Origin of the sequence: Hydrogenovibrio sp. SC-1, assembly GCF_002848135.1 — a bacterium.
GTDB lineage: Bacteria > Pseudomonadota > Gammaproteobacteria > Thiomicrospirales > Thiomicrospiraceae > Hydrogenovibrio.
This window is the reverse complement of record NZ_PKGB01000017.1, coordinates 1-21,393: the sequence shown is the minus strand read 5'-3', so window position 1 is coordinate 21,393 and position 21,393 is coordinate 1. Positions and strand designations below refer to the sequence as shown.

Sequence of the window (21,393 nt, the reverse complement as noted above, 5' to 3'; positions counted from 1 at the left end):
GTCAGTGCAAAACCGCTAACGACAAATCGATGCTAGATAACCACCATTGACATTTTTAATCATGCCGAGATACATCTGTGGCAACTCTTTCACCACCGACTTCTTCACGCAAGATTCGCTTAATAGTGCATCAGACCACTTCTGCATTTTGGGAAAATCCGACAAGAAATCCAAGCCAGAGGCTTTCGCCATCAACTCCAACCGCATAAAGAAAGGTGCAAAGGCTGCATCAATCAAATGAAAGGTTTTACCATTAAACAATGCCTTGCCACTGTGAACCCCTTCAAGCTGTTTCAACTTGCCGGTCAAGGTCTCGTGAAATTCATTAAACGCCTGCTCTGATTTCGCATGAACCATTTTGAAACCCAACATATTTAAATCATCCCCGAAGACCATCCAAGCGCGATTTTTGGCCTTAATCAATGGGTCTTCCGGGTGTAACGATGGTGGTGTGACTTCATCCACATACTCCTGAATCACGGCCGACTCAAATAACACCTCTTTACCGACCTTCAATACCGGCACTTTTCCCAAAGGCGAAATGCTTTCAAACCATTCCGGCGGATTACTGAGGTCAATGTAAGTAATTTTGAAATCCACTTTTTTGCGCTTTAAAACAATCACAGCTCGCTGCACAAAAGGACACAGTTTAAAACTCACCAACTCCATCTTATCCGACATCTAAAACTCCTGATTTCAAAAACAAATAACAACATCATACCGATTCTGCACACAGAATTAAATGGATGGTTACCTACATTGCCCATTTACCCCACCAAAAACACCCAGGCCTGGTCAATTTTAAACACCTAATCCAACCAAATAGTCATATACCGAAAAATAAGCATCGCTTCGAATCTATAAAGACTTACTCATTTTCAGTTAACAAGAATGAGGTTTTTGGAGTAGTATCTTTAAAAAGTGATGGTTTTCAAATAACGACAGCAACTTGAAAAAACCTTATACCCCATAATGCCTTGAACTAATCTGAGACAGATAAAATTATGGAACCCTATCCATACAAAGAAATCTTAAGCGCTTTTGCGATTGTTCTGACATTTGCAGCTTTCATTCCATATATCCGTTCAATTCTTCGCGGCACGACCAAGCCACACGTATTTTCATGGTTCATTTGGGGTACAACAACCTTTGTGGTCTTTCTGGCACAACTTGAAGGGAAAGGCGGCGTGGGCGCTTGGCCTATAGGCATTTCGGGCGGTATTGCCATATTTATTGCGATATTAGCCTACGTAAAGCGTTCTGATATCACAATCACTAAAACCGATTGGCTATTTTTTATCTCTGCGTTGTCTTCTCTGCCGCTTTGGTATCTCACGTCTGATCCTGTGTGGGCGGTTATTATCCTGACAACGGTTGATGTTCTTGGATTCGGTCCAACAATCAGAAAGGTCTATGCCTTCCCTCACTCTGAATCTTTGTTGTTCTTCGCTTTGTTCGCTACACGCAATCTAATTGTTATTGGAGCGCTTGAGGCGTACTCAATAACAACCGTTTTGTTTCCAGCTGTTATTGCTACAACGTGTATTCTGCTAATAACAATGGCAACTTATAGAAGACAAATAGTCGCAAGACAATGAAACTTCACAAACCGCAGCCCCCAATCGCAATAACTATTTTCAGTAGAATATGCGTACCCCTCACGGCGTAACTGCTTACGCATTTCATCTAGTAACGATGATTTCTTTAGTGTATTATTCATAAAAGTATTTTTTCATTATGACAGCAAACCTAGGTAATACTGCATAACCTGTCAATTTGACAGGTTATAGAATATAAAAGCAAAACAACCCGAAATAACGTGCAATACACTATAACAAGGCAAATTCACTCGGACGCCAACAAGCGCCGCTGCGCTCTGCTTTTTGTCTCCGTTGATTTGCGGCGTTAGGTATAAGAATAAAAAATGACTGAAGAACAAAAGGAAGCAATACAGAATTTCTTCAAGAGCTTAAAGGTGCTGAAAAGAATGGGGATCGTCAGGTCAGACGTCGTCCTTGGCGACATTGGTGAATTCCTGTGCACTTTTGCCTTTCCAGGCCTTCAGCTTATGACTGAAAAAACAAATGAAGGTTATGACGCATACTTTAATAACAAAAAGGTTCAAATTAAGTATAGCAACTCGCGCGACGCAAAAAACATTGATCTTGGTAAACCAGATAAATATCAAGAACTAATAATTGTCTTAGGTAAAAATAGTGCACATCGTATGGCAGGTGAGCTTGATGTTGACTATGTTTTTTACAGGTATTCGAGCAGTGAAGTTATTGAAAATTTCAAGGTGGCATCTGGTTATAAATTATCAAAGACTAAGCATTTTAAAAAAGCAGAAAAGCGGTACAAAATAAATGCCTAACAAAACACATCAACATGGATCGTTAAAAGCGTCGCGAAAAAAAGCGCAACACTTTTAATACCCAGTTATTTGCTACGTTAAGCACATCAAAATTTTAAGGCTTGGAGGTAACGGTAGATATTGAAGTAAAAGTGAGTATCTTGTTCGGATTGAAAGTGATTATTAAAGTGGAATTAAAAACTCTATTGGAGGTAGTTATGGAAAATCTGATCGTAATTTTCACATGCGTTTGGTGCGGGGTGGCGTTTCTGCGGGCCTGGTTGGGACACTTTCAATCCGAACGAGAGATTCACTTTTATTGATTACCTACCTGAACCAAGAGAAACGAGAGAGGGTTCGATTCCCTCTCCCCGCACTATATTCAAAAGAGTGCTTAACAATGCACTCAACCCGACCGTGCTAACGCGCGGCTTGTTAGCTTAAACTTTAAGTATTTTCCAATAATTGAAGAGGTAAAACTTTGTCTGATATCGAAAAAAAAAGAAAACCAACAAGTTGTAACCATCCCCAAAACTGACATGGATCACTTGACTGATATTGCGACTAGCTTTATTGGTGTTTTAAGCGAAAAAAGTAAAAGTGAAAATAAACTTCATGAACGCGAAGTAAAATTCAAGGAAAAGCAATTAGACCATAATCAATCAGTTTTCAAATATAAATTTTGGCTTATGACAGGTGGGCTTCTTAGTATTGTTGCAATCGCGTCAGGTTTGATTTTTTATCGAGATCAAGCTGATTTAGGCATATCAATCTTATCTCATTCTGCCGCTATTATCGGTGGAGTAATAGCGGGTGTAGGTTATGAAAGTGCCAAATCAAATAAATAACATACTTAACAATTCACTCAGCCTGACCGCGCTAACGCGCGGCGGGTTAGCTTAAGCGTTATGTGATCAAAACATGACTCAAATGGAATCCTATGACTGATATAAAATGCAAGTCAGAGAAGGTGGATGCGTATATAGCTAACCAGCCACTTGAAGCGCAAAATGCGCTGAATAAGTTACGGTCATATATATGGCAGGCTGCGCCTAATGTTTCAGAGCTTATGAATTACAATATTCCAGCCTTCGCTTTGGTTGAAGGTGGAAAACGCGAAGAGCAAATTATGATTGCCGGATATCCAAAGCATGTCGGGTTTTATCCACACCCTTCAACCATTAAAGCATTTTCTGAGCAGCTCTCTGAATACAAATATGTAAAAGGTTCAGTGCAATTTCCTATAAACAAACCCATCCCGAAGGAACTCATCATCAAAATGGTGAAATATAGACTACATCAATTAGTAAAATGAAGACATATCACATAACAAAAACTTGCACTCGACCTACTTCAGTCGGGTGAAGTTAAACGTTATGCAATGGGAATATCAAATTGGAATTTCAACTGGAATAACTACAAAACAAATTTGCTCACAAAAATTTATTTTCTCAATCTTCCAGAAGTGACCATACTGGCTTTCTTGTTATAAAAAAGCAAAATTTGAAAATCGCAAAATATAGCTAGCCTTCTAGCGACAAAGTGTTACTCATTTTCAGTTAACCAGAATGAGATTTTTTGAGTCGTATCTTTAAAAAGTGTTTTAATAACGACAGTAACTTAGAAACCCTTATAGCCAATAAAAACAATAGGTTTGAAATGCTATGGAAATACTAGCCATCTCAGGTAGCGCACGCGAGGCATCTACAAACACGGCTTTGCTTAGGTTTATGAAGGATCTCACTCCGGAGGGTGTCGAGTTGTCGGTTTTTCATAGGCTAGATGTACTTCCCGTCTTCTCTCCAGACTCTGAAGGAGAGGCAACGCCAAGAGTAGTAAGCGAATTTTTGGAAAAGCTTTCTGCTACGGATGGCATTATCATATCGAGTCCTGAATATGTACGATCCATTCCAGGTGGCCTTAAAAATGCAATCGACTGGATGGTTTCTCGCTTCGAAATTATTGGAAAACCCGTTGCGTTGGTGCATGCATCACACCGAGGTGACGACATGTTGAACTCTTTAAGATTGGTGCTTTCAACAGTTAGCGACAACTTTCTTGAAGACTTATTTTTACGCATTCCCCTAATCGGAAAGTCTCCTGAAGAAATCGAAGAACTTCTACGGGAGCCACAGCATGAATCGGAAATTTCTAGTTTTTGGTGTAATTTTATAGAGGCGGTACATCAAAGCAGATGATGCAAGCCAAACAATCAGTTCAAGCCGACGCACCTCTGCGGCACTTTTTTGTGCCGCATGGCACAAAATCAAGAGCCACTCCAGTGGTCGCCAAAGAAATGCGTTAGCTTGAAGAATCCTCAAGGGAGTACAATGGAATACTTTAAATATTTATTGATATTTGTAGTGACAGGGATCGTTTTTATGACAGTAGGTTGCTCTAGTATTGCGATTAGAACATCAGTGGAAATAGATGCACCAAAAGAAGAAGTCTACAAAATCCTCGCCGACCTTGATTCATATCCAAATTGGAATCCGTATCACCGTAAAGTTGTAGGAAAGTTCGAGGAAGGCGCTGAACTAAAAATATTTGTTTTACGGCCTGATGGGAAAGAAGTTGAAGTTCCTCCTCATATGATGCGTATCGTTGAAAACCAAGAGATTACATGGGGTGGCGGTATTAAAGGAATATTCTACGGTGTGCACAGCTTTATATTAGAGTCGCAAGCCCATGGAAAAACGCTGTTAAAACACAATGAGGATTTCTCCGGTTTTGCAATTGGATTTGCCGACTTGCCTCCCGACGTAATTGCTGAAGGGTACCAACAAATGAATATGGCATTGAAAAAATTGGTTGAGGATGGTTCAAAATAAAATCCAAACAGAATTCACAATCAAACAAAGCCTTCCAGCTGGCACAGTCGCTATCGCACCTGTTCTGCTGATAGACTGATAGATGGTTACATACTGTACCCATTTACCCCACCTAATACACCCAGGCCTGTGTATTTTAAACAGCCTACCTAATCACAGTAACGATTGACCACAAAAAACACATAACCTTCAAACCTCAATACATTATGGATTATTCTAGCCACGATAATTTGTTTACTGTATGATTTATAAAAGTATTTTTTACCATGTCAATATAACTTTATATTAAACATTAACCAAAAACTGAGAACGCACATGCAAACGACTAATCCCCGAATACATGGTAGGCTGCTGATGGCTACAGGAATTGCACATGTGATTCTCGCTATTTTACCTGGCGTTTTTGGCGACCAATTTTTAGACTTTTCACGTAGTTGGTTTTTTAATATTAGTAGTGGTGCTGCAGATTTTTCATTTTTCGACGGAACATTAAATTATGTAGAATTTGCGGCGTTCTGGTTTTTCTATGCAGGGCCAATAATGTTCCTGTATGGTCAGGCAATAGATCGAATTGAAAAATCAGAAGGTTACGTTTCTCTGACAATTGCAAAGACTTTTATAGCTGTATCGCTTGTTGGAGCTTATATGGTTCCGTTATCCGGCATGACATTTGTACTTCTTCCTCAAGGCATATACATGTATGTTCGATCGGCCAAGCGACAAAATATGTAATTAACAAGAAACTTTAGGCTCTTCCTCTCCCCTTGCGGAGTGAATACAAAAAATGGCGTTCGACTTAACAGGATTAATTTAATTCGGGGCTTAGCGGACATGGCTAAAAGCAAGCGGAGCCACCCTATTGATTGGCTAGAAAATTATGATGAATTTTAATTTTCATCTGATCCTAATCATTTAATATTGCAAGTCCCCCCTTTTTACTAAATATTAGAAAGTGAGAAATATCTTGAACATAAACGAAAGTGCTGTGTTGAAAACTAGCAAAGAAATCGAAATTAGTGCTCCTCTAGAGACAGTCTGGAAAATACAGACTGATATCAATTCTTGGCCAAGTTGGCAGCCTGAAATCTCTAAGGCGAAGCTAATGGGACCTCTTGAACCGGATTCAACTTTCGTTTGGAAATCAGCAGGATTTAAGCTCAACTCCACAATTAGAAAGGTTTCCGAAAACAGCTTCATTGGTTGGAGCGGCAAAGGCTTTGGCGCGTCGGCAATCCATACTTGGGAGTTTATAGCACTGGAGAACGGAAACACTATGGTGCGGACATTTGAATCCATGGACGGCTGGCTAGTGAAACTTCTAAAGGGGATGATGGCGAAGAAGCTCCATGAGTCTCTTGATGTTTGGCTGAACGCTTTGAAAAGAGCGTCAGAGGCTCAATAAGAGCTTCTTAACAAGGCGCCGCAATTGGGCAAAGCGCCCTCCTACGCGGACATTTTCCACTGAACGTAGCGTTGTTGATTTACCAGGAGGTGACATGAGTAAGGTTTTGGTTTTAGGCGCAAGTGGTAGTACCGGTCGATTAGCTGTACAGAAACTGCTTCAAAAAGGCGCTTCTGTTGTCGCCATGGTTCGTAATAAAAAATCATTGGAAAATATAGATAGCTCTCACTCCAACCTACAAATAATTGAAGCAGAAATACTCAAGATATCTGAGAGTGATCTAGCCAAATATCTTACAGACTGTGATGGAGTCCTTTCCTGTTTAGGTCATAATTTAACGTTTAAAGGCATATATGGCCACCCTAGACGATTGGTAACTGACGCAATTAAAAAAGTAGCGAAAACCATCGAATCTATGAATACTGACAAGAAATATAAAATTATCCTCATGAACACAGCTGGTAATAGCAATCGTGATATTCCAGAAAAGCCCCCGCTTTCCCAAAGGCTTGTCGTTTCACTCTTACGCTTAATACTTCCTCCACATGTAGATAATGAAGAAGCTGCCGATTTTCTTCGTATGCAAATTGGACAAAACAACGCCAATATTGAATGGGTAGCCGTTCGTCCTGATGGCCTTATAAATGATGATCAGGTCAGTAAATATGATGTCTATATTTCCCCAATCAAAAATGTAATTTTTGATGCAGGTCAAACCAGCCGCATCAATGTTGCAGATTTCATGTCTGATTTAGCAGTAAATCCTGAGCTATGGCGTGAATGGAAAGGAAAAATGCCCGTTATTTCTAATCATGTATAGCAAGGCGCTCATTCGGATTATTCTTACATCCCGTTGCACAGCTTAAATACTAAGCTTACAAATAAAATTTCAATCACAAGGAAAAAAGCATGAAATGATGACTTACTGTGAGTAAAATCATTTTTGAATCAGAATAAACCAAAAACAATGAGAGGTACCCCTGCTATGAGTAACCTGAAAAAATACAATAATATTCAAGTCGCATTACATTGGCTTGTTGCCATCCTTGTGCTGCTTATGCTCTTTATGGGTATGACGGTGCTTGAGGAAACCCCCAACAGCGATCCAGCGAAAATTGATGCGTTGAGAGGCCACATGACCATTGGTGGCATTATTCTGCTGCTAACCATCGTTAGAATTATCTGGCGTCGTGCGAGTGAACAGCCTGCTCATGTTACAACAGACAACCCGCTTATGGATAAGCTTGGCGTAGCTGCTCATTATGCGTTGAATATACTGACCCTTCTGGTTGCATTGAGTGGTGTTGGTATTGCTATTCAAGCAGGATTACCCGATATAGTATTTAATGGTCAGGGCACCTTACCTGAAGATTTCAGTGAGTTCCTACCTCGCCTTGCGCATGGCCTTTTTGTCAAACTGTTGGCGGCACTTGTTTTACTTCATGTGATCGCGGCTTTATATCACCAGTTTGTTCTAAAGGATGGGCTATTTTGCCGAATCTCTTTTAGAAACCCAAAGGATTAATCATTTTAAAGCCAGTGCGATAACCGTCGTGCTGGCTGAATGACAGACCTCAATTCCTCGCATCTATCCCACAACCTACTTTTTACAGCTAAACTTTGACAGCCTACCCAACTTCGTTGAGGTTTTTATAAATATGACTGCGCCTTTTTTATTGGCGAATCCATGCAGATTTAAATCTATAGGAATGATGAAATGAAATGCTCCGTTTTTATCGCAACAAGTGCAGATGGTTACATCGCCACAACCAAGGGAGATGTTGACTGGCTCCATACCGCTGGCAACCCAGAAGCCAATTTGCAGGATCACTCAGACATGGGCTTTAATGCTTTTATGAATTCGGTTGACTGTATGATTATGGGGCGAAAGTGTATGGAAATGATTGCCGAGATGAATCTAACACCTGAGCAATGGCTTTATGGCGATATTCCCATCATTGTGTTGAGCAAGACGATAAAAGCCCCTCCTGAAAACTTGCAAACGAAGGTAACACTATTTTCTGGTGAAATCTATGACTTGATAGCATCACTAGAAGATCAAGGGTTAAAACATGCTTATATTGATGGCGGTTCAACCATTACTTCTTTTCTTAAGCTCAAACTCATTACCGAAATGACGATAACTCAAGTGCCGATATTGCTGGGGGATGGCATTCCATTGTTTGGTAAACTAGACAACTCAATAAAGTTGGTCAATGCCAAGGCAATCGCTTTTGAAAATGACTTTATTCAAATGACCTATCAAGTAGCGTATGAGTAATCGAGTATTCGCTACCGACTGACAATGCGTTGTAATTTGCTCGACAAGGCATCTTAAAAATCATTTAAATAACCCTTGCATCTTACGTTACGTAAGGTTTTAAACTTTCCATTGTCCATTATCAAAGAGGGAAATCAATGGGTTGGAAAATTGGTGAAATTGTTAAGCGAACCAGTCTAACGGCAAGGGCGCTTCATTTCTATGAAGAGCAAGGCATTATAGGCCCTATCTTTAGAAATGCATCTGGGCACAGGGTTTACAATCAGTCAGATCTCTTAAGATTACAACAGATCAAAACCTTGCGCCAACTCGGTGTTTCAATATCGGATATGCCGAAAGTGCTGAATGATACAGACCAGTTAACCCCGCTACTTAAACAGCAATTATCAAGGCTTCAACAACAGCGAGAAGCGATTCAACAGCTTGAAAATAAGATAGGCATGCTCGTTGAAACCCTTGAGACTCAAACGCAATCTCCCTTTGACTTGGACGAAATTTTATTTCAAACCTTGGAGAGTATGGCTATGTATGAAAAATATTTTAAGAAAACCGAAATCGATGCAATGCACCAGCAGCCGCACAGCCCTGAAAACGGTGAAAATTTCGAAGATGCTTGGAATCACTGGATTGCCAAAATGCAATCCGCACTATCTTCGGGTGAAAGCCCAAAATCGAAAACAGTTCAGACATTAATGAATCATTGGGTTGAAATGACAAAGCACCTCACCAATAATGATGATGCGAAACTGAAGGCCTTTAATGAGTTGCTGCATAACGAGCCTCAAGCTAGAAAAGACCATGGCATCAATGATGAGCTGTTTGAGTTTATGGCGAAAGCATCAAATGCACACTGAGTTTTGATGAATACCGATTCAACAATATAATGAACGTCACTGGACGATTTTTGAGTTTTTTTCAAAAGTCATCCAATGAACTGCCACAATGACATCAATTCAAATATCATATAAACAAAATTGAGCTTAAATGCTCCCCGATTAGTTTAGTGAGCTTCGCCCCCATACAATTAGGATAACTCCATGAAATATCTATCGTTCATCATCGTCTTTTTCATTTTAACTGGCTGCTCAACGAGAGGCGCTTATGAGGGGCTTCAAATGAGTAAACGAAATGACTGCTCGAAAGTCCCACCCTATCAATTTGATGAATGTATGGCCAAAGCCAGCAAAACATACGATGAATATGAACGAGAAAGAAAGGAAACTGTGAACCCGTAAGGTCTTTCGTTTAAAACTCACTAAAAATACCCAGGCCTGGGTATTTTTCAATGACTACAAAACATCAAATGGACTCACTACTTTGCTAACCTTTCTTTAACCCTTTAATCAGAAATCAATTAACATCGCCTCACCCAATCGCAAAACCCATTTTCGGTAGAATATACGTAACCCTCTCGGCGCAGCTGATTACGCATTTCATCTAGTAACGATGATTTCTTTAGTGTATTATTCATAAAAATGCTTTTTCATAATGACAGTAAATCTAGATAACACCGTATAACCTGTCAAATCAACAGCTTTTATCAATATACTGTCAAATAGACATGAAAACAACGCCAATATACCCAATAAAAAGGAAGAATGATTTCAAGGTATGAGTATCGAATTTTTAGACAGTGATCTAGACAAGGTAAATTATCTAAGTAATTTATTAACGGATTATGCTACTGGCGGTTCAGCAGATGATGGTGAATATATGCAACTTCGCCATGAACTTCTTAAGAACCCGACTTTGTCCCCGATGATGCCTGAATGGTTAAAGCTGCATCGGAACTTAGGTTCGTTCTGGGGCTTCATAAAAAATCAATATGGTACATACGCTGAGAGACGAACGTATATATCAGAACAGTTTTCCGAGGTTTGTAACTACTTGGAGTTTGACCAGAATTCGGCGCCCAAACCAGTACCCCAAAAGCCACAGCCATTTCCAACACCAGCTTTTGTGGCTCCAGCCCCTATCCTTAACAAGCCAGTAAAAAAGAACAAGGTTTTTATAGTTCACGGCCGTGATAATGAGGCAAAGCAGGAAGTGGCTCGTTTTATTGAGGTTATCGGGTTAACCCCAATAATCCTCCATGAGCAAGCAAGTGGGGGTAAAACTATTATCGAAAAAATTGAGCATTACAGCGAAGAAGCTGGCTTTGCTGTAGTCCTTTATACCGGGTGTGATCGCGGTCGCGGTGCTCATGAAACAAAAGTTCCTGCAAGGCAAAGAGCAAGGCAAAATGTAGTTTTTGAGCATGGCTATTTAATGGCTAAGCTTGGTCGTGAGAATGTATGCGCGCTAGTCAAAGGGGAAATTGAAACTCCCAATGATATTAGTGGTGTCGTCTATATCGGGCATGATATCGCCGGCGCTTGGAAAACAGAGATAGCCAAAGAACTTAAGGTTAGTGGCTATCAAATCAAAGCACTTGTCTAGCACCATGCCAAAATCGTTTAACAGAGCCAGCCAGAGGGACCAAAAAACGCCGCTTTGCTCTGGTTTTTCTGCCCCTGCTGGCGGCGTTATGCGTACACAGAGAGTCGGATTTTGATCAAAAAGAATCTTAAAGAAAAGCTAAAAGCACTTACTTCCGACCAGCTATTTTCTTGGTTGGTCTGGATATTTTCGATCGCAACTGGGATAGTTGTAGTTGTATTCCTATTCTATTTTATGAGCTTTTCTGGTTCGTTAAGCAATGAGCACGAGCGCTGGGGAACGTTTGGTGATTTCATGGGTGGGACACTGAATCCAATACTTAGTTTTTTCGCCCTCATTGCACTACTACTTACAATTATTCTTCAAAGCAAGGAGTTAGAGGAAACCAGAGAAGAACTGAAGCGTTCAGCAACGGCTCAAGAGAAATCTGAGATCAGCCTGAAGAAACAATCCGACATACTAAGTAGACAACAATTTGAACAAACATTTTTCTCATTCTTGGAGCAGCACAATGCCGCTCTTGAAAAAATTTCAACAGCTTCTGGGCGTTGGACAGATGAGCGATCAGATCTCGATATCGTAAGAGAATCTATTTTTGAAGCGGCCTCACTCGAAGAGGCGAAGGAAAAACTGGAAGAAAAAAACGGGCTTTGTGGCCATTACTTTAGAATTCTATATCAACTTCTTAAGTTCATAGCCACAAACATCCCGGATAGTGAAATTGGCGCCAGTTTCGATAAAGACAATATAGTCAATTCGGGCATGGCAGAGAACGAGAAAATGTATAGCAATATGGTCCGGTCTTTTCTGAGTTATGATGTCTCGCAAGTGCTTGCGATTAACTGTTATTGCGACGGGGAAAGTAGCACATACTGGCGCTATAAGCAGCTCCTTGAACGCTATGAATTTCTAGAGCATATGCCTTTTGAAATTGATAAAAAACAGAATGACCTACTCCTAAATACAAGAAACTATTACCGTTCTGCATTTGGGAATTCCGGATTTGTTAAATCAATTAGTGCCAGCGCATAACAAAGCGCTGCTAGGGACAAACCTACTCTGCGCTTCGGTTTACCCCAGAGCGCGGAGTTATAACTACCAGGGAAGTATGTGTTAAATCGTAACCATTATCTAACCCACCCACTTCCTACGGATGATGGGTACACATGGACACTTGCTAGCCGTCTAGGTGCTATGTTGCAGGAAGTTGAAAGCTTGTATGGGGAACGGGACAAGTCTTGGACATTTGTAGGTGTTGAATTTGAAAGGAACGGTCCACAGAATTGGTTTCCTGGTAACTGTGGCAACATTGCTATTCAGTTAAATACCAACGCACTAGATAACGAAGTTTTAGCTCATTACCAACTTGCTCATGAAGTCGTTCATTTATTGGCACCCGACTGTAAAAGAGGCGCGCCTAATATCGAAGAAGGTCTAGCAACCGTATATTCAGAAGACTTTGTTCTGAGGGAACATCAGCAATCAAACCTGACAAATATGGCTTCATATATTGAAGCGGCAACAAGTGTTAGGGAACTACTAGCTTTTGAGAAAGATTCAATTAAAAAGCTAAGAGCCGTTGAACCATCATTTAGACTCATGACGGCCGATACATTTAAAGCTGCAAACTTAGACTACCCAGAAGATAAGGTGGCTTATCTGTTGTCTACTTTTGTGCGAAAGTAGTTATAACAAGTTACTCAAGAGGACGTAGAACGCTTGGCTTGCGCTCCTTCGTCGCTAATTATAGCCAAGCATTTCACGCCTCTTAGGAAACCAATGGGGTCATATATGGCGAAAGCCAACAAGCCTTACGATGAATATGAACGAGAAAGAAAAGAAACTATGAACCACTAAGGTCTTTCCGTAAAACTCACTAAAAATACCCAGGCCTGGACATTTTAAGACCAGCCTAGCCAAGTTTAGGCCGCTAAACCGATCAGACATCGTTATAATGCGCGTTTGATAATTTAAAATGATAAAACCATGCATACGCTTGAACAATTAAAGAATGGCGACCTAAAAGGGGTACGCCGCTTACAGATTTCTGAAAACTTAACCCACTTTCCTCAAGAAATATTTTCACTTGCTGACTCTCTGGAAATTCTGGATCTTTCAAACAATCAATTGTCAGATTTACCGGAAGACCTTTATAAACTCCCTCATTTAAAAGTGCTTTTTTGCGCGAATAATCAGTTTCGACATGTCCCAGAATGTTTGTCTAAATGCCCGAAACTGGACATGATTGGGTTTAAGCACAATCAGCTGGAAACGGTTTCTGAAACCTGTTTACCAAAAGATACCCGTTGGTTGATCTTAACCGACAATCGCCTGACACAATTACCAGAAAGCATCGGTCAATTACATCGGCTTGAAAAACTGGCGCTGGCAGGCAATGCGTTAACGTCTTTACCGAAAAGCTTATCTAATTGCCAGCAGTTGGCCTTAATCAGAATTTCAGCCAATGCTTTAACAGAGTTTCCCAAGCAGTTGATGAACTTACCTAATTTAGCTTGGCTGGCCTTTTCTGGAAATCCGTTTTGTTCTGAGACATTAGATCACCCAAGCTTTCCACAAGTGACTTCTGAGCAACTGAGATTCCGTGATTTATTAGGTCAAGGGGCTTCGGGTGAAATCTTTGAAGCGCATTGGCACGACAATCATTTGGAACTGCCTGAACAAGTGGCCGTTAAAGTTTTTAAAGGCGAAGTGACCAGTGATGGTTTCCCTCAGGATGAGTTGGATGCGTGTTTGTCGGTGGAAGCCCATCCAAACTTGGTTCGACCTTTGGCGCGCATCAAGGAAGCTGAAAAGTCGGCTTTAGTCATGGAATTAATTCCCGACCATTATCAAAATCTTGGTCTCCCCCCTTCGCTAGAAACTTGCTCTCGAGATACCTTTGATGAGTCGCAAAGTTTTTCAATTGATGAGGTGGTCAATATTGTGCATCAGATGGAAGATCTGGTTGCCCACTTAGAGTCTAAGCAGGTTTGTCATGGGGATTTGTATGCACACAATGTGTTGATCAGTGACGAGGGTCATATTTTGTTTGGTGACTTTGGCGCTGCCTCAAAATATGATCATTTACCAGAGGATCAGCAAGACGCCATCCGTCAAATTGAACGCCGAGCTTTAAGATATTTTGTTGAGGATATGCTGAGTCTATGCCCTGAAGCAGACCTAACAAAACCGACCGCTATTGACTTGAAACTTAAGTATCAATTAGTCGACTAAGCTCATTTGCAGAATAATGACCAGGCCTGGTCAAATTTTGAGTGAACTTTAAATCCATAATAATTCATTAGGAGAATACAGAATGACATTACAGAATTTTTTAAACCGTTTAACCGAAAACCCTGATACGGTTAAATTTGAAGACAGCATGGCGGTCATTGATGAAAACTATGATTTCACCCCAACGGCCTTTCAAAATGGTTCGGTTCACAATGAGGCCAATCAAAACAATGGGTCTTGCAAAATTTTGGCCTTTGGTCAGCAAAACCATTTAACGGTTGCGCAAACCCTTGCCTGTTTTGGCCGGTATTATCGTGACGATGTATTAGGAAATGTGAATGGGGATGATCATCAAAACATTCGCCAATTAATGGCAAAGGGTTGGGATGGGGTTCAATTTGAAGGCATGCCACTCACCGTGAAAGTGTAATCACAGGTCTGAGCAATAAGCTGGCAGCCTCCTCGAGGCCATCAGCTAGATTTGATCTGTCAGTACCAATTGCTCAAACTTTTCCAGCAGCGTTTCTTTGTCTTCAACGCGGTCCGGATCGGTAATAATACAATCCACTGGACAGACGCTTAAACAGGTTGGCGTGTCGTAATAGCCGACGCATTCAGTGCACAAATCTGGATTGATCTCATAGATTTTTTCACCGTAATAGATGGCTTGGTTTGGACACTCCGGCTCGCACATATCACAATTAGTGCAGCCTTCAATGATTTTAAGCGCCATATTGCTTTACCTTTAAGCCCCTTTTGGAGCGTCCTTTTTACCATCTGCTTGCTTTTTGGCAGCAGCATCGCGTTTTAAGTCACCACCCCAGGCTTCATTACGCATCACCAAACCAAATTTCAACACTTCTAAGCTCAAGTCTTTAAACGGATTGGGAATACGCACAATCCAACCTGAGCCAAGCGCACAGTCCACTGGCTTATCGTGATGATCTTGCATAGCCGCCAATTCCAATGTGACATTACCGGAGGGGGTCATAATTTCAATGGAATCACCAATACAGAATTTATTCTTAACATCAATTTCCAATAGACTTTGTCCATCGCGTTCGACCACATCAATCACTTCACCGACAAATCGCTGTTGATCGGATTTAGAAACGCCATAGTCATAGTTTTGGTATTCAGAATGCACATGACGCCGTAGGAATCCTTCGGTATAACCGCGACTGGCAAGACTTTCAAGTTCCCCCAGTAAACTTCTATCAAATGGCTTACCTGCCACCGCATCATCAATCGCTTTGCGGTAAACTTGAGCGGTACGCGCCACATAGTAATGCGATTTGGTACGCCCTTCAATTTTTAAAGAATCCACGCCCATTGCGACCAATTCAGGAATCAGTTCCACCGCCCGCAAATCTTTGGAGTTCATAATATAGGTACCATGCTCATCTTCATAAGCGGGCATGTATTCACCGGGACGCCCTTCTTCTTCCAATAGCATGGTTTTATCCGTGGGCTTGCCCGCGCCAATGGTGATATCCGGTTGGCTCGCTTCAGATTCCACCTCGGTTAAATCGGTAATATTCGAAACTTGATCGGCGGGGATACCAACAATATCACCACTGTCGTCTTCCTTGCCTTCATAGGTGTTGTAATTCCAACGACAGGCATTGGTGCAGGTGCCTTGGTTAGCATCGCGTTTATTGATATAGCCGGATAATAAACAACGACCCGAATAAGCGATACACAAAGCGCCATGCACGAAGACTTCCAATTCCATGTCCGGAACGGCTTCACCAATTTCTCGGATTTCTTGCAAAGACAGCTCACGAGATAAAACGACACGACTCACGCCCTGGTCATACCAGAACTTGACGGTTGCCCAGTTCACCGCATTGGATTGCACCGATAAATGAATTTCTTGCTCGGGATATTCCGCTCGTACCATCGCAATCAACCCAGGATCAGACATAATCAAGGCATCCGGCTTCATCGCAATAATGGGGGCGATATCACGCATATAGGTTTTGATTTTGGCGTTATGAGCCGCGATATTGCTGACCACATAAAACTTTTTGCCCAGTGAATGGGCTAAGTCGATGCCTTTGCGAAGGTTTTCTTCATCAAATTCGTTATTACGCACCCGCAAGCTGTAGCGTGGTTGCCCCGCATAAACGGCATCCGCGCCATAGGCGAAGGCATATTCCATATTTTTAAACGTGCCCGCAGGCGAGAGGAGTTCTGGTGAAAAATGTGCTGCTTTCAAGGCAAAGGTCTCTTTATTAAATATCCGAGTAATTTGGTTGGTATTTTACTGTATTTCTGATTTTTTTGCATGATACGGATGTCGATAAATCCAAAAAACATTTCTATTTTCGGACACTTACCGGCTTATGGTTTCGTTTTAAAAACCTCATTAAGCGCTTGATGCCATATCTGTTTCTTGGTTTCAAAGGGCATTCGGGCATTCGCAGGGCTAGTGGAAGGCAACGCTTGCACCCGCAACGAATCGGGTAATCGTTGCTTGGCTAAAACGGCTTGTTTAAAGTGTTTTTCAGCAGCTTTGCCATTTAACAGCACGGTGTTCAAACTGGGATACTGCTCAAATAAGTCGCTAAAGGCATTGGCCACTGGCTGACGAATGGCCGCATCCAAACTGCCTGAACGTTCACAGGCTTGCAAGACATCCCATAAAGCCAAGTCTGATTGCTCAACTAATGCGCGTTTCTGTTGAAGCGTATCTATCGGCAACTGAAAATAATCCGCCATAATCGGCCAAAACCCATTACGCGGATGCGCATAATAAAATTCGGCTTGCAACGATACCACGCTGGGCATAGTACCCAAGATTAAAACCTTGGGGTTCGCTGCAACAATGGGGTCAAAGCCAGCGCATTGCATTTTAGCAGCAACTAACCGAGTTCAATATAAGACGATTGTTGTGGCACAAAATCGCCAACGGGCGTTCCCCACAAGTCATATTCATCGGCCGCAAAAATTTCAACCCTGACAAAATCACCTGGATTCAGATGATGCCCTTCTGGAATAAACACCATGCCATCAATTTCAGGAGCGTCCGCTTGTGAACGGGCAATCGCGCCCTCTTCATCCACTTCATCCACCAACACTTGAAGGGTTTGACCAATTTTGGCTTGCATTTTTTCCGCACTGATTTGCTGCTGTAATTGCATAAAACGATCAAAGCGGTCTTGTTTAACGTCATCTGGAACGGGTTCAGCCAACTCATTGGCAACCGCGCCTTCTACCGGCGAATATTGAAAACAACCCACTCGGTCTAGTTGAGCTTCTTGTAGGAAGTCCAATAGATGCTGGAAGTGTTCTTCCGTTTCACCCGGGAAGCCCACAATAAACGTGGAGCGTAAGGTTAAATTCGGCACCTGTTCACGCCATTTCTGAATACGCTCTAAAGTCTTTTCAACATTGCCTGGACGCTTCATCGCTTTCAAAACATCTGGATGTGAATGCTGAAGAGGCATATCTAAATAAGGCAGAATTTTGCCCTCGGCCATTAACGGAATCACTTCTTCCACATTGGGATAAGGATAGACATAATGCAATCGAACCCAAAATTCATCCACGCCGCCTAACTCACCCAGCGCTTCAGCCAAACCATACATGGAGGTTTTAGTCGGGCGACCCTCTGCAAAGTCCGTTTTATATTTGACATCCACGCCATAAGCCGCAGTATCTTGCGACACCACTAATAACTCTTTTACTCCGGCTTCTTTTAGACGCTTAGCTTCTGCTAAGACTTCCGCGACCGGACGACTGACCAAGTCGCCGCGCATTGACGGAATAATGCAGAAGGTACAACGATGATTACAGCCTTCAGAAATTTTTAAATAAGCAAAGTGCTTCGGTGTTAGTTTAATGCCTTGTGGCGGAACCAAGTCAACATAAGGGTTATGAACTGGCGGTGGTACAGCTTGATGAACCTGTTCCATCACCAATTCATAAGCTGCCGGCCCCGAAACCGCTAACACTTGCGGATGCGCGGTTTCAATCACCCCTTCCTTCGCACCCAAACAACCTGTGACAATGACTTTGCCGTTTTCTTCTAATGCTTCGCCAATCGTATCTAAAGACTCTTGCACTGCGCTATCAATAAAGCCGCACGTATTCACAATCACCGCATCGGAATCTTCATAGGAATTGGTTAACTGATAGCCTTCTGCTTTCAGTTGCGTCAAAATGCGCTCGGAATCCACTGTCGCCTTTGGACAGCCTAAACTCACAATGCCAATAGTGGGTTGTCGGGACATAGTTTCTCCTAATAGTCACCTTGGCAAAAATCCGTTGCGTACATAAAACGTACATCCCATAAACTTAAGCCAATTCATACAATGGGCACATTTTACCTGATTCCGGGTTACGCTTTTGAAATCTCTATCGTCTGACAGCAAATTTGACCAGGCCTGGTCAATAATGGACTACTGAACTTGGTTAGCACATTTTGTAATTTCATCATATTCCCAGAACTCTACATCATCAGGAATTAAATGTTGATATGTTCTGAGATAATATTGAACCAGTGTTTCATTTCGTTTTGCACTGAAATCACGAAGCACAAACATAATTTTTCGATAGCCAGAGGGAAGAGCAAAAAATAATACATGGCTTCATTCCAAACAGTAAGTTTTGCACTCGGAACGTTATCACCTGATGTCCATTTATGAGATTTGCATTCAACTACTATTTTCTTCTCTAGGCACCCTAAATCAAAGGCATGGTCTTTTTTTAAAGCACTGATCCCAACGGGAACTTTTACATTTAAATCAAGATTCATACCTTGGGATTGAAAAAAGTTTTTTGCTGATATTTCAAAATCTCGTCCAGCTTGAGCGTTTGATGATGACCCAACTCTTTGAAAAGGTTTATTCATAATCAGTTATTGCACTTAGCGGACTGCGGATAAACGGCATATGTCCGTTGAAAATTTATTTTCATAAGGGCTGTCCGCTTAAATGCCTTGTTAATTTCAATTTAGCGGCTTTCTATCCGCGATTAATGCATCCGTTAATGTCACCAAAAGCAGGTATACAAACTTCAATACTTCGTTGTCACCTTCACTACTTTCATCCTCTTCGATGGCGGTAAGCCAAAACCAAGGGTGGTTGCAATTGCACTTCAACTCACTTTCATCGCCCAAGCAAAATTTACCACCACAGTCCCAACACCAAATATGAAAATCCCCACAGACATCGCATTTACCAATAGTAGTAATTGATACTGGAGAAGATGGTGCTCCTATACCCATAGGCGATCCCCAAAGTACTAAACCTCGCTCTTTTCTCCCATTACAACTATCACTTATACAATCATCCCACAGCGAGAGATCGACGTTTTCCAATTCAGAGAGAGCAACAATTTTCAAATTAATATAATCTTGTGCTCTTTTTTTTGCCGCCTCACTATAGCCGTTTGGACATACTAAAATACCCGCTTTTGAAGAGCAGTCCATCATCATTCCATGGAAACTTTCAACGTCTTTAACATTTAGGGGGCGGCTATATTTCTTGGCATCTACAATAACCCTGCGATTTCTATCGTCACCAAAGCGAGAGTCTATTAAGATATCTACTTGCCTAGTCGTTTGACTTAAGCAACCTTTGATTTTGGCATTTGCGATGACCGTGACATCTTGAGATTGATAGTCCTCAGAGCAAAGTTCCGCGATGAAACGCTCATACTTCTTCCAGTCAGTCATGGCCACCTTTGAAAATTAACGCCTCAATAACCGGCGCAGCTTTGCTGCGTCCGGCGCCGAAGGCGCGTAGTTGATTGACTTGTTAGCTGATTTTTTTCCAAACCCATTCATCACCTTTCACCTCATGAACTGTTTTGGAATGACCAACCCACCGTCCTTTCATGTCCTTTGAATCATGAATTTGAAGCTGGAATGCACCAAAATACCCTTTTGGATCATTTTTGTCGTACCAGTCACCAACAAAGTAATCACCTATGACTCTGCCGAATACGACATATGTAACATTCTTGGAAATAAATTCACCATAGCAATACGAGCCCAGCTGTTTTATGTCAGGATGTCCATGACGATCAACCTCTGATTGAAACGATGCGCTATTTGCTGAACCCCAAACTTGATCCCATTTACCGGATATTTGCGTTGGTTTATCACGGAAGAAACCCCTCAAAGGTATCCACGAAAGCCATTTGACAAAAAATTGAGCCAACCGAAAATCAAGCAAAGTTTTCAATACTATAAGAAGCACAAAGGTGATACTTCCGTTTAAAATTGCATTCCAATCTATGCTCATATCTTTCCTTAGCAGCTAACGTCAAAAATCAGACGACGAGTCAGCGGTCGTCTGAATTGTATTGTTAGCTCTAGCTTCACTGATTTTTTGATCTACTTCTTGAGCAAACAGCTCTGCCTTTGAAACCAAACTGGTTACATCTTTCTTGGTAATTAATATTTCTTCGCCCAACTTAGTTTTCCCGTTGCGATGAATAATGTCATGTCGTTTAAGTATTGCCCTGGTGAGATCACCTAAATCTGTTTCAAACTCTATACCCAAGACATCTTTATACATCGGCTTCACTCTTCCCAAGTTGTGCCAAACCACGTCGGCCAAGTATGACTTGGCCTTCTGCTCTATTTCTTCTACTGCTTTATAAATTAAGGAAAGTGGAATTTTTTCCGACTTAAACTCTGGCGTTGATTCAACAAACTTCCTCATCAGGTTGTCGTTTGGAACCACTGACTGAATGAATGCATCTGACAAATATGTTTCAAGCGCAGTTATTACATTTACAAACAAAAGGCGATAAAAACAATTGGCATAAGCCGAATCAATTGGTGTTTCTAGTAGTTTCTCAATATTTAGGATCCCACTTGAGAAGTTATCGTAAAACT

At 41.5% G+C, this 21,393-nt stretch carries 26 protein-coding genes; 17 read left to right on the top strand and 9 right to left on the bottom strand.

Features of this window, described 5'->3' with window-relative positions:
- Positions 1–15: 15 nt before the first annotated feature.
- Positions 16–681 carry a glutathione S-transferase family protein gene (locus CYQ88_RS09290; RefSeq protein WP_101841081.1) on the bottom strand — a complete coding sequence of 222 codons (666 nt, stop codon included), beginning with the start codon at positions 679–681 and terminating at the stop codon, positions 16–18.
- 323 nt (positions 682–1,004) lie between these two features.
- Here CYQ88_RS09290 and CYQ88_RS09285 point away from each other — a divergent pair, with 323 nt between their 5' ends.
- From CYQ88_RS09285 to CYQ88_RS09200, 17 genes are all read left to right on the top strand, one after another.
- On the top strand, positions 1,005–1,598 hold the full coding sequence (locus CYQ88_RS09285; RefSeq protein WP_101841080.1) for a hypothetical protein: 594 nt from the start codon (positions 1,005–1,007) through the stop codon (positions 1,596–1,598).
- A gap of 326 nt (positions 1,599–1,924) precedes the next feature.
- Entirely contained in the window at positions 1,925–2,374 is a 450-nt protein-coding gene (locus CYQ88_RS09280) for a hypothetical protein (RefSeq protein ID WP_101841079.1), read from the top strand.
- Positions 2,375–2,901: 527 nt separating this feature from the next.
- Positions 2,902–3,201 (top strand): hypothetical protein, encoded by a 300-nt coding sequence (locus CYQ88_RS09275; protein ID WP_143483781.1) that lies wholly within the window; start codon positions 2,902–2,904, stop codon positions 3,199–3,201.
- A gap of 92 nt (positions 3,202–3,293) precedes the next feature.
- A complete protein-coding gene (locus tag CYQ88_RS09270; protein WP_101841077.1) occupies positions 3,294–3,668 on the top strand; it encodes an iron chaperone in 375 nt (124 codons plus the stop codon).
- A gap of 349 nt (positions 3,669–4,017) precedes the next feature.
- Positions 4,018–4,551 carry an NADPH-dependent FMN reductase gene (locus tag CYQ88_RS09265; RefSeq protein ID WP_101841076.1) on the top strand — a complete coding sequence of 178 codons (534 nt, stop codon included), beginning with the start codon at positions 4,018–4,020 and terminating at the stop codon, positions 4,549–4,551.
- Positions 4,552–4,683: 132 nt separating this feature from the next.
- Entirely contained in the window at positions 4,684–5,184 is a 501-nt protein-coding gene (locus tag CYQ88_RS09260; protein WP_158236038.1) for an SRPBCC domain-containing protein, read from the top strand.
- Positions 5,185–5,499: 315 nt separating this feature from the next.
- Positions 5,500–5,916 carry a DUF6463 family protein gene (locus CYQ88_RS09255; RefSeq protein WP_101841074.1) on the top strand — a complete coding sequence of 139 codons (417 nt, stop codon included), beginning with the start codon at positions 5,500–5,502 and terminating at the stop codon, positions 5,914–5,916.
- Between the two features lie 232 nt (positions 5,917–6,148).
- Positions 6,149–6,586: an SRPBCC family protein gene (locus tag CYQ88_RS09250; RefSeq protein WP_158236037.1), complete on the top strand. Its 438-nt coding sequence runs from the start codon at positions 6,149–6,151 to the stop codon at positions 6,584–6,586.
- A 94-nt stretch (positions 6,587–6,680) separates the two neighbouring features.
- Positions 6,681–7,406 carry an NAD(P)-dependent oxidoreductase gene (locus tag CYQ88_RS09245; protein WP_101841072.1) on the top strand — a complete coding sequence of 242 codons (726 nt, stop codon included), beginning with the start codon at positions 6,681–6,683 and terminating at the stop codon, positions 7,404–7,406.
- Between the two features lie 165 nt (positions 7,407–7,571).
- Positions 7,572–8,111 (top strand): cytochrome b, encoded by a 540-nt coding sequence (locus CYQ88_RS09240; RefSeq protein WP_101841071.1) that lies wholly within the window; start codon positions 7,572–7,574, stop codon positions 8,109–8,111.
- Positions 8,112–8,303: 192 nt separating this feature from the next.
- Positions 8,304–8,867, top strand: coding sequence for a dihydrofolate reductase family protein (locus CYQ88_RS09235; protein WP_101841070.1), 564 nt, complete (start codon positions 8,304–8,306; stop codon positions 8,865–8,867).
- Between the two features lie 137 nt (positions 8,868–9,004).
- Positions 9,005–9,721, top strand: coding sequence for a MerR family transcriptional regulator (locus tag CYQ88_RS09230; protein ID WP_101841069.1), 717 nt, complete (start codon positions 9,005–9,007; stop codon positions 9,719–9,721).
- 757 nt (positions 9,722–10,478) lie between these two features.
- Positions 10,479–11,306 (top strand): TIR domain-containing protein, encoded by an 828-nt coding sequence (locus CYQ88_RS09220; protein WP_101841067.1) that lies wholly within the window; start codon positions 10,479–10,481, stop codon positions 11,304–11,306.
- A 111-nt stretch (positions 11,307–11,417) separates the two neighbouring features.
- The gene (locus CYQ88_RS09215) at positions 11,418–12,338 is read left to right on the top strand and encodes a putative phage abortive infection protein (protein ID WP_101841066.1); all 921 of its coding nucleotides are present in this window, start codon (positions 11,418–11,420) and stop codon (positions 12,336–12,338) included.
- A gap of 162 nt (positions 12,339–12,500) precedes the next feature.
- A complete protein-coding gene (locus CYQ88_RS09210) occupies positions 12,501–12,992 on the top strand; it encodes a hypothetical protein (protein ID WP_143483780.1) in 492 nt (163 codons plus the stop codon).
- Between the two features lie 300 nt (positions 12,993–13,292).
- Positions 13,293–14,540: a leucine-rich repeat-containing protein kinase family protein gene (locus CYQ88_RS09205; RefSeq protein WP_101841064.1), complete on the top strand. Its 1,248-nt coding sequence runs from the start codon at positions 13,293–13,295 to the stop codon at positions 14,538–14,540.
- A gap of 82 nt (positions 14,541–14,622) precedes the next feature.
- The gene (locus CYQ88_RS09200) at positions 14,623–14,970 is read left to right on the top strand and encodes a HopJ type III effector protein (protein ID WP_101841063.1); all 348 of its coding nucleotides are present in this window, start codon (positions 14,623–14,625) and stop codon (positions 14,968–14,970) included.
- A 45-nt stretch (positions 14,971–15,015) separates the two neighbouring features.
- Here CYQ88_RS09200 and CYQ88_RS09195 read toward each other — a convergent pair whose 3' ends face one another.
- The 8 genes from CYQ88_RS09195 to CYQ88_RS11525 all read right to left on the bottom strand — a co-directional run.
- Complete coding sequence (locus tag CYQ88_RS09195; protein WP_101841062.1) at positions 15,016–15,273, bottom strand: YfhL family 4Fe-4S dicluster ferredoxin; 258 nt, start codon at positions 15,271–15,273, stop codon at positions 15,016–15,018.
- A gap of 12 nt (positions 15,274–15,285) precedes the next feature.
- Positions 15,286–16,704 (bottom strand): tRNA 5-hydroxyuridine modification protein YegQ, encoded by a 1,419-nt coding sequence (gene yegQ / locus CYQ88_RS09190; protein ID WP_233188855.1) that lies wholly within the window; start codon positions 16,702–16,704, stop codon positions 15,286–15,288.
- Between the two features lie 182 nt (positions 16,705–16,886).
- Positions 16,887–17,396, bottom strand: coding sequence for a DNA-deoxyinosine glycosylase (locus tag CYQ88_RS09185; RefSeq protein ID WP_101841060.1), 510 nt, complete (start codon positions 17,394–17,396; stop codon positions 16,887–16,889).
- Between the two features lie 11 nt (positions 17,397–17,407).
- A complete protein-coding gene (gene rimO / locus CYQ88_RS09180) occupies positions 17,408–18,778 on the bottom strand; it encodes a 30S ribosomal protein S12 methylthiotransferase RimO (protein ID WP_101841059.1) in 1,371 nt (456 codons plus the stop codon).
- Positions 18,779–19,011: 233 nt separating this feature from the next.
- The gene (locus tag CYQ88_RS09175; protein ID WP_199170185.1) at positions 19,012–19,398 is read right to left on the bottom strand and encodes a hypothetical protein; all 387 of its coding nucleotides are present in this window, start codon (positions 19,396–19,398) and stop codon (positions 19,012–19,014) included.
- 96 nt (positions 19,399–19,494) lie between these two features.
- Complete coding sequence (locus tag CYQ88_RS09170; protein WP_101841058.1) at positions 19,495–20,223, bottom strand: restriction endonuclease; 729 nt, start codon at positions 20,221–20,223, stop codon at positions 19,495–19,497.
- Between the two features lie 82 nt (positions 20,224–20,305).
- Positions 20,306–20,794, bottom strand: a complete 489-nt coding sequence (locus CYQ88_RS09165; RefSeq protein ID WP_101841057.1) for a hypothetical protein — start codon at positions 20,792–20,794, stop codon at positions 20,306–20,308.
- Between the two features lie 21 nt (positions 20,795–20,815).
- Positions 20,816–21,393, bottom strand: a 578-nt coding sequence (locus CYQ88_RS11525; RefSeq protein ID WP_199170184.1) for a HEPN domain-containing protein, incomplete at its 5' end; no start/stop codon positions are given.

What these genes read in the sequence shown, in the direction of transcription:
- CYQ88_RS09235 (WP_101841070.1), top strand. Translation starts at nt 8,304, where the DNA reads ATGAAATGCTCCGTTTTTATCGCAACAAGTGCAGATGGTTACATCGCC.
- CYQ88_RS09165 (WP_101841057.1), bottom strand. Translation starts at nt 20,794, where the DNA reads ATGAGCATAGATTGGAATGCAATTTTAAACGGAAGTATCACCTTTGTG.
- CYQ88_RS09230 (WP_101841069.1), top strand. Translation starts at nt 9,005, where the DNA reads ATGGGTTGGAAAATTGGTGAAATTGTTAAGCGAACCAGTCTAACGGCA.
- CYQ88_RS09290 (WP_101841081.1), bottom strand. Translation starts at nt 681, where the DNA reads ATGTCGGATAAGATGGAGTTGGTGAGTTTTAAACTGTGTCCTTTTGTG.
- CYQ88_RS09240 (WP_101841071.1), top strand. Translation starts at nt 7,572, where the DNA reads ATGAGTAACCTGAAAAAATACAATAATATTCAAGTCGCATTACATTGG.
- CYQ88_RS09185 (WP_101841060.1), bottom strand. Translation starts at nt 17,396, where the DNA reads ATGCAATGCGCTGGCTTTGACCCCATTGTTGCAGCGAACCCCAAGGTT.
- CYQ88_RS09285 (WP_101841080.1), top strand. Translation starts at nt 1,005, where the DNA reads ATGGAACCCTATCCATACAAAGAAATCTTAAGCGCTTTTGCGATTGTT.
- yegQ (WP_233188855.1), bottom strand. Translation starts at nt 16,704, where the DNA reads ATGGAATATGCCTTCGCCTATGGCGCGGATGCCGTTTATGCGGGGCAA.
- CYQ88_RS09220 (WP_101841067.1), top strand. Translation starts at nt 10,479, where the DNA reads ATGAGTATCGAATTTTTAGACAGTGATCTAGACAAGGTAAATTATCTA.
- CYQ88_RS09260 (WP_158236038.1), top strand. Translation starts at nt 4,684, where the DNA reads ATGGAATACTTTAAATATTTATTGATATTTGTAGTGACAGGGATCGTT.
- CYQ88_RS09270 (WP_101841077.1), top strand. Translation starts at nt 3,294, where the DNA reads ATGACTGATATAAAATGCAAGTCAGAGAAGGTGGATGCGTATATAGCT.
- CYQ88_RS09245 (WP_101841072.1), top strand. Translation starts at nt 6,681, where the DNA reads ATGAGTAAGGTTTTGGTTTTAGGCGCAAGTGGTAGTACCGGTCGATTA.
- CYQ88_RS09195 (WP_101841062.1), bottom strand. Translation starts at nt 15,273, where the DNA reads ATGGCGCTTAAAATCATTGAAGGCTGCACTAATTGTGATATGTGCGAG.
- CYQ88_RS09255 (WP_101841074.1), top strand. Translation starts at nt 5,500, where the DNA reads ATGCAAACGACTAATCCCCGAATACATGGTAGGCTGCTGATGGCTACA.
- CYQ88_RS09200 (WP_101841063.1), top strand. Translation starts at nt 14,623, where the DNA reads ATGACATTACAGAATTTTTTAAACCGTTTAACCGAAAACCCTGATACG.
- CYQ88_RS09210 (WP_143483780.1), top strand. Translation starts at nt 12,501, where the DNA reads ATGTTGCAGGAAGTTGAAAGCTTGTATGGGGAACGGGACAAGTCTTGG.
- CYQ88_RS09205 (WP_101841064.1), top strand. Translation starts at nt 13,293, where the DNA reads ATGCATACGCTTGAACAATTAAAGAATGGCGACCTAAAAGGGGTACGC.
- CYQ88_RS09170 (WP_101841058.1), bottom strand. Translation starts at nt 20,223, where the DNA reads ATGACTGACTGGAAGAAGTATGAGCGTTTCATCGCGGAACTTTGCTCT.
- CYQ88_RS09280 (WP_101841079.1), top strand. Translation starts at nt 1,925, where the DNA reads ATGACTGAAGAACAAAAGGAAGCAATACAGAATTTCTTCAAGAGCTTA.
- CYQ88_RS09175 (WP_199170185.1), bottom strand. Translation starts at nt 19,398, where the DNA reads ATGAATAAACCTTTTCAAAGAGTTGGGTCATCATCAAACGCTCAAGCT.
- CYQ88_RS09265 (WP_101841076.1), top strand. Translation starts at nt 4,018, where the DNA reads ATGGAAATACTAGCCATCTCAGGTAGCGCACGCGAGGCATCTACAAAC.
- rimO (WP_101841059.1), bottom strand. Translation starts at nt 18,778, where the DNA reads ATGTCCCGACAACCCACTATTGGCATTGTGAGTTTAGGCTGTCCAAAG.